At 49.8% G+C, this 12,884-nt stretch carries 7 protein-coding genes; all 7 read left to right on the forward strand.

Annotated elements, in window-relative coordinates; genetic code table 11:
• Positions 1-11: 11 nt before the first annotated feature.
• The 7 genes from B160_RS29010 to B160_RS0112710 all read left to right on the forward strand — a co-directional run bounded on the left by B160_RS29010 (position 12) and on the right by B160_RS0112710 (position 12,799).
• On the forward strand, positions 12-875 hold the full coding sequence (locus B160_RS29010; RefSeq protein ID WP_157558039.1) for an SDR family NAD(P)-dependent oxidoreductase: 864 nt from the start codon (positions 12-14) through the stop codon (positions 873-875).
• Between the two features lie 167 nt (positions 876-1,042).
• Positions 1,043-1,879: an AraC family transcriptional regulator gene (locus B160_RS0112675; protein ID WP_245562201.1), complete on the forward strand. Its 837-nt coding sequence runs from the start codon at positions 1,043-1,045 to the stop codon at positions 1,877-1,879.
• A 925-nt stretch (positions 1,880-2,804) separates the two neighbouring features.
• The gene (locus B160_RS0112685; protein WP_018628296.1) at positions 2,805-5,819 is read left to right on the forward strand and encodes a SusC/RagA family TonB-linked outer membrane protein; all 3,015 of its coding nucleotides are present in this window, start codon (positions 2,805-2,807) and stop codon (positions 5,817-5,819) included.
• Positions 5,820-5,869: 50 nt separating this feature from the next.
• The gene (locus tag B160_RS0112690; RefSeq protein WP_018628297.1) at positions 5,870-7,498 is read left to right on the forward strand and encodes a RagB/SusD family nutrient uptake outer membrane protein; all 1,629 of its coding nucleotides are present in this window, start codon (positions 5,870-5,872) and stop codon (positions 7,496-7,498) included.
• Positions 7,499-7,813: 315 nt separating this feature from the next.
• Positions 7,814-9,523 (forward strand): aryl-sulfate sulfotransferase, encoded by a 1,710-nt coding sequence (locus tag B160_RS0112700; protein WP_157558043.1) that lies wholly within the window; start codon positions 7,814-7,816, stop codon positions 9,521-9,523.
• Between the two features lie 34 nt (positions 9,524-9,557).
• On the forward strand, positions 9,558-10,754 hold the full coding sequence (locus tag B160_RS0112705; RefSeq protein ID WP_018628300.1) for a glycoside hydrolase family 130 protein: 1,197 nt from the start codon (positions 9,558-9,560) through the stop codon (positions 10,752-10,754).
• A gap of 170 nt (positions 10,755-10,924) precedes the next feature.
• Complete coding sequence (locus B160_RS0112710; RefSeq protein ID WP_018628301.1) at positions 10,925-12,799, forward strand: sodium:solute symporter family protein; 1,875 nt, start codon at positions 10,925-10,927, stop codon at positions 12,797-12,799.
• The last annotated feature ends 85 nt before the right edge of the window (positions 12,800-12,884 follow it).

Consider the following 12,884-nt stretch of genomic DNA (forward strand, 5'->3'; position numbering starts at 1 on the left):
AAAAGAAGCCGATGTTGTTACAAAATAAAAATGCAGTCATCTATGGCGCCGGTGGCTCTCTGGGCGGTGTCATCGCCCGGGCATTTGCCAAAGAAGGCGCCCATGTATTTGTTACCGGCCACAGGCAGGAGCCGATACGCAAAGTAATGGAATCAATAAAAAGTATGGGCGGCAATGCCAGCATGGCCGTAGTGGATGCGTTGGATCAATCATCCGTAGCAGATCATCTGCTCCGTATGAAGGAAGCAAGCGGCCCGGTGAATATCTCCTTCAACCTCATCGGGCTGGAAGACACACAGGACATTCCGCTGACGGATATGCGGCTGGAGGATTTCCTGAAACCCATCAGCAGGGCAATGCGCTCGCATTTTATCACAGCAACCGCTGCTGCGCGGATCATGAGGCAAGAAGGCCCGGGCACTATTCTTTCGTTGACCGCCACACCCGGAGGCATTGGGTATCCGCTGACCGGCGGTTTTGGGCCCGCCTGCTGCGCTGTTGAAAGTTTTTCAAAGAACCTGGCCTCGGAACTCGGTGCTTATGGGGTCCGCGTGGTCAATATCCGCTCCGCCGGTTCTCCCGATTCAAAGGTCTTCCGCGACTTTGCAGCTATGAATGCAGCCTTGTCGGAGCAGGTCCTGGGCAATATGCGGCGGGATACCATGCTTAAAGAGCTGCCGCTGATGCAGGACATTGCCGACACGGCCGTATTTCTTTGTTCAGATAAAGCGGCAAAAATTACCGGAACTACCATCGATCTTACGGTAGGAACAACCAACGCTTTAAATTATCACTTCGAACAACCCGTTGCGGGCACCGGTCCTAACGAAGAGCCTGCCCGGAGCCATTCATTTTTTAATCCCGGGTATCAGTGAGGCTACTCGTTTTTTAAAGTTCAGGTAGATCTTATAAACAAATAGCTATCAGTTAGAAAACAACGAAAATTGAACACGAAGTTTAAAATCATTACATTTGGGCATAAGGTAATTGATGTAAATATATTGAAATGGTTGTACCAGAGATTTACCGAGAAAAATCCCCATTGTCAGAAAAAGATTGCTTCGTTGTATTTGACCGGCGCAAGTCAAGCTTTACCTTCCCCGTTCATGTGCACCCCGAATTTGAGCTCAATTTTGTAGATGGTGCAGCAGGTGCACAACGCATTATCGGCGACTCGGTGGAAACGATCAGCGAAAAAGACCTGGTGCTGATCACCAACCCCGAGCTCAAGCACGCCTGGAAAGACGGGGGGCGTGTATTTACGAACATCCATGAAATCACCATCCAGTTCCATCCACAGCTTCTGGAGCAATACCTGAACAAGAACCAGTTCCGGAGCATACAGCGGCTCTTTGAGCGGGCAACAAAAGGCCTGTGTTTCGGAGCCACAACCATCGACCGGGTACAACCGCTTTTGCAGATCATTACTATGGAAAATGACGGGTTCTATTCGGTGATGCGGCTGCTGATCCTTTTATATGAACTGTCGAAAAGCGAAGACTGCCGGGAACTTTCGAGCGGTGCTCCTCCCGAGATCAGCAGAGGCGCAGAGCTGCTTAACCGGCTGCAGGATCATGTGAGCCAGCATATCACCGACCTGATCCGCCTCGCCGATGCTGCGGCCCTCCTGAACATGAGCCGTTCCACGTTCTCCCGCTTCCTGCAATCACAGACAGGGATGAACTTCACCGACTACCAGCTCGACTTCCGCATCAATGTGGCAATGCGCAAACTTAAGGGCACAGCTTCCATACAGGATGTGGCCGATCAATGCGGCTTTAACAGCATCTCCTATTTTTACCGCGTATTCAAAAAGGCAAAAGGAGTTACTCCTGCCGAGTTCCGGAACAATTTTAAAAAGCAACAGGTTATCGTCTGATGCGTGACGGCACTATAGCTAAACACCTCTGTGCATTCCAAGAAGCTGTTTAAAAACAACATTTTGATGCTCCCTATAAGTGCCATCGGCACGGATCATTATGCCCCGGGCCATGGCGCTCTGTTGCTCTTTGGGACGTGTGAACGGGGTTGAAACCCGTTCTTGCCGGATCTCCGAGGCCATGCCTCTTTTGCTAAAATGATCGTTGAACCCCGCTTTCTATAGATGACGGCTACAGCGAAACCCCAAGTAGAGATGATAAAAAGCTGGTACCTTTTAATGATTATACGGATGCTCCCGGATCGTTTTTAAACAGTTTCTAAGACTTTGTTTCACGCAACGACGAAAAGGAGCGGCAGCACATTCCTATTACCATAAGACCGCAGAGACACCCGGCAGCTAAAGAGCTGTATTTCCTATGTTTGCCGCGGACGCGCAGAAATACAGATCCTTTTATATCACGACCGCGATGCTGTCGCCATTTCAAAACAGGCCTAAAAAAAATTCCGTGTTTCAGCGATCCTGCAGCACTATTTCACGCAACACAAAGAACCAGGGAGCGCCACGGTTCTGATCGCCGGATATCCCTTCTTTTGTGCCCCCTCCCTTTATGAACAATCACCCCATGAGCAAATTCTTCAATCCAAATGAGCAGATCGTTCAATAAATGCGTCCCCGTTCCGGAAAAATATTCCGTAGTATCGCATGCGTGCATGGCATGCACCGGCTCATTTTGCACATCCTTCTTTATTGTTCCCTCCGCATTATGCCCATTTTAAAGCGGCCGCACACCGGCAGACCGTCCTTCAAAAACAAGAAATAAAAAGGACGGATTGTTCAATGAAGTTGATACGATTGTGAAATGCCCCTGCTATTGTTTCAGTTAGTTTTACGGCCTCATTTTTTTACNAAACAAGCCATATGTATGAAAAAAATTCTACTCATACTGCTTTTAGGAGCCATTAGCCATTTTACATGGGCACAACAAGTATTACAGGTCAAAGGAACAGTACGGGATAAAAATAACAATCCCCTTTCCGGTGCCACCGTAACCGTAAAAGGAACAAGCAACGCCACGGTCACCGACCTGGAAGGAAACTTTGTCTTAGACGCCGCAAAAGGACAAACGCTGGAATTCACCTATGCCGGCATGCAAACCTCGGAAGCCACCGTCACGGGAAATAATGCCATCAATATATCCATGAGCGAAAGCAGCCAGATGGATGAAGTGGTGGTGATCGGGTATGGTACGATCAAGAAAAAGGATCTTACAGGCGCCGTAGCTTCGGTAACCGGTAAAGACTTGCAATCCAACCTGGCCAAAAGCGCTGCCGGCGCTTTACAGGGTCGCATAGCGGGTGTATCCGTTTCTAACTCCGGGGGTACACCGGGCGCGGGCTTAAGCATCAATATCCGTGGCCTGGGCTCTTTGCGCAGCAACTCCCCGCTTTATGTTATCGACGGGGTATTTGGAGATATTAATTTAGTTGACCCCAATGATATCGCTTCCCTGGAGGTGCTGAAAGATGCATCTGCTGCCGCCATCTATGGCTCGCGGGCAGCCAATGGCGTGGTGATCGTTACCACTAAAGGAGGACGTAAAAACGCCCCTCCTGTTATTGGCTTCAATGCGTTTACGGGCGTGCAAAGCCTTCCTAAAAAAATGGACCTGATGAGCGGTCTGCAATGGAAGGCCATTGAAAAAGAAAACGGTTTATTACCGGCACAGGCAGAAAGCTTTACTGCCAATACCAACTGGCAGGACGAAGTATTTCACACCGCTCCCGTCAGTAAAGTGAATTTAGATGTATCCGGAGGTGGAGAGCGAGCTACCTACAACGTTTCTGCCGGGTATATGGATCAGAAGGGTATTTTAAGAACCACCGGCTATAAGGCATTTACAGTGCGTACCAAAAATACCTTCAGCTTTTTCAACGATCATTTCCGGGTGGGCAATACCTTCTTAATTAAATCGGGCGACCGGAAATATTCTGATTTGACCATCACTGATGTACTGCGCCAGAATGCATTACTTCCGATCTATGATCCCGCTATGGTGGGGGGCTATGCCACCTATGCACCATGGATGAAAAATTTAGAAAATCCTGTCGGTTTTTTAAACCTGCACAACAAGCACGTATATCAAACAGATCTTATGCTGAATGGCTATGCCGAAGCGGATCTGTTTGTAAAAGGGTTAAAATATAGGCTCAATGCGGGTATCAACCGGACCACCGGGAGGAACTACGACCGGGGCCTGGCCTATACCTATGGCACAGCTAATCAACAATCCTACCTCAACGAAAATGCTTTTTTCAATAATCAGTGGCTGGTTGAAAATACCCTGCATTACGACCGCACGATTGACAAGCACACCATTCATGTTTTAGCAGGTTATTCGGCACAGGAAAATACGAGTCGTGGTTTTGGAGCCAGCCGGAAGGATCTTCCTTTAGGAACAGATGCTATAAATGCCGGGGCATTACCCGATCAATCTACATCCGGAAGCCTGCAGGAAGCAGCGCTCATATCTCAGTTTGGCCGCCTGGTATACAGCTACGACAGCCGTTACCTGCTAACGGCATCGTTGCGCCGCGACGGATCTTCCAGGTTTGAAGAAGGACATCGCTACGGCGTATTTCCGTCTATCGCCTTTGGCTGGAATGCGATGAACGAGCGCTTCTTCGAAGCGGCAAAAAACACGATAAATGAATTGAAAGTGCGCGCCAGCTACGGCCGGTTGGGTAACCAGGAAATAGCCAATTACACCACGCAAAACATCACTACCTACGGCATCAATTACATACAGGGCGGCAAGCTGTGGCCGGGATCCATTACCGGTATCAACTGGGTTTCCCGCCCGGACCTGACCTGGGAAGAAACGGTTACCAGTAATATAGGATTGGATCTGGCCTTTTTGAAGAATAAACTCAATATCAGTGCCGACTATTATGTACGGGAAACCAGGGGTGTGCTGTTAAATATCAACCAGCCCCCTTCTACAGGACTTACAGGCTCGCCGGTTATGAATGCCGGAACCATCAGCAATAAAGGCTTCGAGTTTTTAGCCACTTACAGAAATGCTGTCGGAGCGTTGAACTATACGATTGGCCTGAACGCCTCTGCGGTCAAAAACGAAGTAAGTGCCGTAACCGTGGGCAGTGTGCAGCAGTTTGAGGGCTTTAATCCACGGGGAGAGGGCGTTGTTAGCTGGGCGAAAGTAGGCTACCCGATCGGTGGTTTCTGGGTCATTAAAACCGATGGCCTGTTTCAATCAGACGCCGAAGCACAGGCTTATAAGGATGCTAACGGCAATGTGATACAGCCCAAGGCCAGGGGCGGCGATATTAAATTTGTGGACGATAACGGCGATGGGCAAATTAATAATGACGACCGCCAGTACGTGGGAAGCCCTTTCCCCAAACTGGCTTATGGCATCAGAGGCGGTCTGGATTACAAAGGAGTGGATGTTGCCTTTTTCTTTGACGGCATGTACGGCAATAAAATATATAATTATACCCGCGCGCGCATGGAGCAGACCAACGAAGTAAACAATCATTCGGCACGCCTGCTGGAATCCTGGACGCCCACGAATACCAATACTGATATTCCCCGCTATACCCGGGAGGACCCTAACGACAATAAACGCCGGGTAAGCGATCGCTGGATAGAGAGCGGCGCATTCTTTCGCTTAAAAACGGTTGAACTGGGCTACGCCCTGCCCGAACAGTGGTTAAGCAAGGCTGCATTGAAGAACGGCCGCATTTTCCTGGCGGCAGACAACCTCTTTACCGCAACCAAATACAAAGGTTATACGCCTGACCTGGGGCAAAGCAATGGCGAAAACGGCGATTATACCGGCGTGTTTTCAGCTGGTACCGATTATGGCCGTTTTCCGCTGGCACGTACCATTATGCTGGGCATCCAGGCCAATTTTTAATACTGAACGGCCTTTTGTAACAAATCTTATTTCTTTTAAAAATGTCAATAATGAAACGTTCGATAAAAATATATACGGCAACAGCGGCAGTGCTGCTGTTACTGGGCAGCTGTAGCAAAGATTTTCTAAACAAGATCAACCCCAATCTTCCGGTAGAAGAAACCTACTGGCAAATCGAGTCCGATGCGGTAGCTGCCATTCCTACCATTTATTCACCCATCCGCAATCAAATGGATGGCTATTACGGAGCCTATTCGGGCTATCAGACCATGAACCGGGCAGATGATATGTGGTTCCTGATCGGTGAAGAGCCCTTTACCTGGGACTATGTTAATTTCCTTAATGCTGCCGGTACTGCCGGAAGCAATTTTGGAGACCTATACAAAGGAATCAACAGGGCCAATGTATTTATGAAAAATATTGACCGGGTAAAAATGGATGAAACTAAAAAGAAGCAACTGATCGGTGAGGTAAGCTTTTTACGGGGCATGTACTATTTTTTGCTGTCCGCCAATTTTGGCGATGTACCACTACGGCTGTTGCCCGCGGGCGATGATCCGGATGGGGGCAACAAGCCTTCCTCACCGGAAGCGGATGTATGGAAGCAGGTGATTGCCGATTTTAAGGTAGCCAGGGACAACCTGCCTGTGAGCAGACCGGGCAGCGAGGTGGGCCGGGTTACCAAGGGCGCGGCCATTGCTTATTTGGGCAAGGCATTGGTATATACCAAACAGTACCCCGAGGCCGAGACCGAGTTAAAGGCGCTGCTCACTGCTCCTTACAATTATGATTTAATGGAGCATTTTGAAGACAATTTTAAAGAAACCACCGAGTTCAACAAAGAGTCGGTATTTGAATTGTCCTATGATGGCTTTTTGGGCTCCGGCGGAATATGGGGTAATGATTGCGCCTCCTGCCAGTTGGGTTTTGCATTGCCTAATTTTTGCGGACCGGCCGGCACCGGCGCCTGGTTTAAATTAGTGCCCGGTATATCCATTGTGCGCGATTTTGTTAGTGAAGAGCGTCCCGCCGGTTCCGACACCCGTTTTGACAAGCGGATGTACACCAGTTTTTTCTGGAAGTATTCCGATTACGAAACCGGTCTTGCCGATGAGACATGGTTTGGCAATCATAATTTCGACTGGCTTTGGCATGAAGCCCAGGCAAAAATGTCGGTAAACACAGGACTGGTCTATCCTGAAATAAGTAGCAAACCCGGGCGTTTCTTATTGAAGAAATATACCAACTTTTATAAGAACGAAGAAGGCGCTAACAGCATGTATAATGCTGCTAATAACAACAATAACCTGCGCGTAATCCGTTTTGCAGAAGTATTGTTGTTACATGCAGAAGCCTGCGCCAAAAACGGGAATCTGGCAGGGGCTGCCTCCAGCTTAAAGCGCATTCGCGACCGGGCCGGACTGTCGGACAAAACCTGGGGCAGCGCTGATGAACTGATGAAGGAGATCATCAAACAAAATGAGCTGGAGTTCTTCTTTGAAGGGCATCGTTTCTTTGACCTGAAACGCTGGTACACCCCTGCTGAAATGAAGCAGATCTTTGTAACCAATCAAAAGCAGGGCGCTACTAATTTTCAGCCCAGGCATTACTATCTGCCCATTCCGGAATCGGAAATAAATACGAATACCGCAATACAACAGCATCCACTGTGGCAATAGATAAGCAGTGCTGTATAACGGAAGATAAGCGCGCTGTCTGTTGCAACCTACCGGCAGCGCGTATTTCCGGCAGCAGGCCTTTTATGATCTTAGCCCGGCAATTTGTTTCGTTTTTATTTCCCAAACAGAAAGATCATTTGATGACCGCCGGGTGCTGCAAGACATCCGGCAGCCTAAAAACAACAGTAAATAATATCCGATATGCCGATACCCCAGCCTTGTCATTTTAAGAGGGATAGCGCATTGCCCGGTCTGCTTTTAGGTCTGGTGATATTGATATTTTCCTGCACACGCCGGGACGATGCTCTTCCGGATATGCCGTCAAAACAATCCTTAAGCGTCAGGGCAGATAAAGGAGACCTGCTGTTGGATGTTTCCACGAATGACGACGGGTATATTTTTAACTTTGAACAGGGAGCGTTGCAGATCCCCATGCAGGATATTACTAAAATTGTACCCAAGCCGGAACGCTGGCGTATCGGGATCATCTTTAGCGATGGCTCCGAACTGGAGATACCCGCCAAAGGCACCAATCTCGATTATATCGTAGAGGATATAAGACTCAACCCGTCGGGCTACAACCCACTCGCCGCCCTGGTAAATGTATGGCTGCCTACTTATGGCCGGGTAAAGGTAACTGTGCATGGTAAAAACGGGGAAGCGGGCACCATCACACACTTGTGTTACGAGGATAAGCCACGTCAGAGCGTGCCCGTTTTTGGCCTGTATGCCGGCCATGACAATATAGTAGATCTCGCTTTTACCGACCGGGACGGCAGGGAGCGCGGCAGCACAACGATCCACATCCGCACAGCGCCGCTTGCAGTACAGGATTTTCCCAAATGGAAACTGATAAAAAGCCAGCCGGGAAAAATGGAGCCCGGGGTCAATATGATTAACTACCCCGGAATGTCGGAAGCAGATGTATCGCTGCCCTATATGGTCGATAACGAAGGGGAATTGCGATGGTTATTGCTTTTTAAATCATCGCCCGACCTGCAAAAGCTTTCCGCATCCATCGGCTTAAAGCGCACAAAAAAGGGAACCTTCATCGCCGGGGACCAGTCGCAGTCAAGGATCGTGGAGATCGATATGTTCGGAAACCTGCTGCACCAATGGGATCTGCAGAAACCCGGTTATACCTTTCATCACGAAATCAAAGAAGCGGCTAACGGAAATTTTCTGATCACCGTTACCAAGCCCGCCGCACGCTTAAGAAACGGTCAGCCACGCATCAATGACCATATCATCGAACTGGACCCGGCATCCGGTACCGTAGTTAAAGAATGGGATCTTTCCGCCCTGCTTGATACAGCCCGTTATGTGAAGCCTGATGGGATCACGCCCCCGCAATACTCCCAGAATCCCACAAACTGGGCACATAATAATTCGATCAATGAAATTGGAAGTGATCTGCTGGCTACCGCGCGTTACCAGGGCATTTTTCGTTTTACCCACACCGGCAATCTCCGCTGGATCATCTCCCCCCATAAATACTGGGGAACTGCCTTTCAGCCATACCTGTTAGATCCGGTTGATGAAGACGGGGTCCCTGTAACGGACCCGGCCATCATTAACGGGGATGCACACACAGCAGGTTTCGACTGGCCCTGGGGACCCCACACGCCCGTTGTTATATCGGATGACCACATCCTGGTGTTTGACAATGGTTATAACCGCAACTGGGTGCCCAATTTCGGTTCCGGCGCTGCTAATTACAGCCGGGTGGTAGAATATAAGATCGATATTAAAAAGCGGACCGTGCAGCAGGTTTGGTCCTACGGCAGGGAAAGAGATGCTGCGGGATTTTCACAGGCACTTTCCGGAGTGCAGTTCTTGCCACAGACAAAGCATGTCTTATTTTGCCCCGGCATGGGCGTACCAACCTCCATCGGGCCCGGAGGACGTGTTGTAGAAATAGACCCGGCAACAAAAGAAATCGTATTTGAAATGGAAATAACCACACTGAGCGGCACCGCGTTCCACAGGGTAACCCGTATGCCTTTGTACCCTGACAATCTTTAACCTTTTTGCATCATTTGAAAGAGCAAGCATTTTCATGAGGAATACGACGGGCATACATTTTCAGCAACAGTGGAAAATACTCATCCGCGAACAGGAACAGCTGATCACCAGGGCGAATGAGCCGCGGGAGACCGGCAACGGGATAGTGCGCAGATACAGGAACCCGGTAGTTACCAAACAACATATACCCGTTTCCTGGCGTTATGACCTGGATCCGCGTACCAACCCGCTTTGTATGGAACGGATCGGCATCAACTCCACGTTGAACGCCGGCGCGATCAAATGGAAAGGGCGTTACCTGCTGATGGTACGCGTGGAAGGAATTGACCGAAAATCTTTTTTTGCAATTGCAGAAAGCCCCAACGGCATTGACCGGTTCCGCTTCTGGCCACGGCCGGTGGTCATTCCGGACGGCGCCCCTTCCGAAACGAATATCTACGATATCCGGCTTACGGCGCACGAGGACGGCTGGATCTATGGTATTTTTTGCAGCGAGCAACATCATCCTGATGCCGCCCCGGGCGATCTTGCGCTGGCCATGGCCAGCTCCGGTATCGTACGTACAAAAGATTTTCAAAACTGGGAGCGGCTGCCCAATATCCAGGCCGGCGGCCAGCAGCGCAATGTGGTGCTGCACCCGGAATTTGTAACCGGCCGGTATGCATTTTATACCCGGCCGCAAGACAATTTTATCCTCGCAGGAAAAGGAGAAGGCATCGGGTGGGCGCTGATCGAAGATATTTGTCACCCGGTAATCCGGTCGGAGAAGATCATCAACTGCAGACAATACCATACTATTAAAGAACTGAAGAACGGCGAAGGCCCCCCTCCCATTAAAACGGCAGAAGGATGGCTCCATTTGGCACATGGAGTCCGCAACTGTGCTGCCGGCCTGCGGTACGTGTTGTATATATACCTGACAGCACTGGAAGATCCCTCCAGGCTCATTGCCGAGCCTGCGGGATATTTGCTGGCTCCCGAAAATGAGGAGCGCATCGGAGATGTTTCCAATGTGTTGTTCTCAAATGGATGGATCCCCGATGAGGATGGCACGGTCTATATATACTATGCGTCCAGCGACACAAGGATCCATGTGGCGGTAGCCACAATAGAGCAGCTACTGGACCATTGCCTGCATACACCCGGCGATGGCCTCCGCTCGGCAGAATCGGTGCGACAGATCAACGAGCTGATCGATAAGAACAACGCTTTCCTGGAACTATATGCGTAAAAACAAACTGCAATTTCCATACACGGAATAGATTCCATACCGGATGCCATAACCTGCACAGTACCGGCCATTGTGTGCCGTGTGCACCGGCTATAAAGAAAAATGGTCTCCCATAAAGACAGGAAGCCGATATTTGCTCATCTGACGATATAAAGGATAAAAACCGTTACATGAAGCTTGAATGGATCGATGCACTCATCATTGCCATATACCTGGTCGCCATGATCGTTATCGGGCTTGTGCTCAAAAAAAAGGCGGCGAAAAATATGGACGCCTATCTGCTGGGCGGCAAGACTCTTCCTTTTTATCTGCTGGGCCTTTCCAATTCATCCGGGATGTTTGATATTTCCGGAACCATGTGGCTCGTATCCCTTGCCTTTACTTATGGGCTGAAGAGCCTCTGGATCCCCTGGTTGTGGCCGGTGTTCAACCAGATCTTTATGATGATCTACCTTTCCGTATGGCTGCGCCGCTCCAACGTGCGCACAGGTGCAGAATGGATCCGCACCCGGTTCGGATACGGAAAGGGCGCCGGCCTGTCGCATACCATTGTTGTTCTTTACGCCATCATCGGCGTTGTGGGATTTCTCAGTTATGGCTTCGTGGGCATTGGAAAGTTTATCGAGGTCTTCCTTCCCTGGGATGCTGTAGCGCCCCTGATCCCGTTTTCTGTGAACCCGCAATATGCCGCTCATATCTATGGCATTTTCTTTACCGGTATTGCTACTTTTTACGGAATGCTTGGCGGTATGAAGGGCATTGTATGGGCCGACCTGATCCAGTTTGTTATCAAGACCACGGCGGGCATTGTGATCGCGGTAACAGCGATCAGCCGGGTAAGCCCGGAGCTGCTGGCCGCCCACACACCTGCAGGCTGGGATACACCCTTCTTTGGCTGGAGGCTGGACCTGGACTGGAGCGCGCTGCTGCCTTCCATTACCCATAAAATACAGGAAGACCAGTACGGGCTTTTTACCATTTTCGTGATGATGATGTTATTCAAAGGCGTCTTTTTTAGTATGGCCGGCCCTGCGCCCAACTATGATATGCAAAAGATACTGGCCTGCAAAAGTCCGCGGGAAGCGGCCCTGATGAGCGGCTCGGTATCGGTTTTCCTGCTCATTCCCCGATACCTGATGATCATGGGTTTTACGGTGCTGGCCGTTGTATTCTTCAGCGACGATTTCCGGATGCTGGGCGCGGGGATCGATTTTGAAACCATATTGCCAAGGGCCATCCACCAGTTCCTGGGCATGGGGCTTACGGGATTGCTGCTGGCCGCCCTGCTGTCGGCCTTTATGTCTACATTCGCTTCCACGATCAACGCTGCCCCCGCCTACCTGATCAACGATGTGTACTTAAAATACATAAACCCCGGGGCATCTGCAAAGGTCCAGATCCGTGCCAGTTATATTATTGCTGTTGCTGTAGTTGTTTTCAGCACGGTTATCGGCATCTATATCCATAATATCAATTCGGTGCTGCAGTGGATCGTATCGGCTTTATACGGAGGCTATATTGCCGCCAATGCGCTTAAGTGGTATTGGTGGCGGTTCAATGGTAACGGCTTTTTCTGGGGAATGCTGACCGGCATTGCGGCATCAATGATCATTCCCGAAATTTTTCCGGATACCCTGCCGCTTTATTATTTTCCGGTATTGCTGGTGCTGTCGCTCGCCGGCTGTATTGCCGGCACCCTTACTTCCAAACCCACGGATATGGAAACACTAATCGATTTCTATGTAAAAGTCCGTCCCTGGGGGTTCTGGAAACCCGTAGCTGAAAAAGCCCGCAGCCGCTATCCGGGTCTTAAAGCAAATACAGCATTTGGCCGCGATATGGCAAATGTGGCCGTGGGCATTGTATGGCAGTGCTGCCTGACCCTCATTCCCATGTATATAGTGCTGCAACAGCAACTGCCGCTGCTGAGCACGGTGCTGGTCCTCGGCATTACCACTTTGATCCTGAAAAAGAACTGGTACGATAAAATGAACCGGGAAGAAAAAGAGTATCACCGGTTCATGAAAACCCTGCCATCCAAATAACACTGCAGTCCCATTCGTCATCACAGGAAAAGCGGCGCAGGCACAGCTCACAAATTGTGCATACATAAACACATGTTACCCATAA

The organism is Niabella aurantiaca DSM 17617 (assembly GCF_000374125.1).
GTDB lineage: Bacteria > Bacteroidota > Bacteroidia > Chitinophagales > Chitinophagaceae > Niabella > Niabella aurantiaca.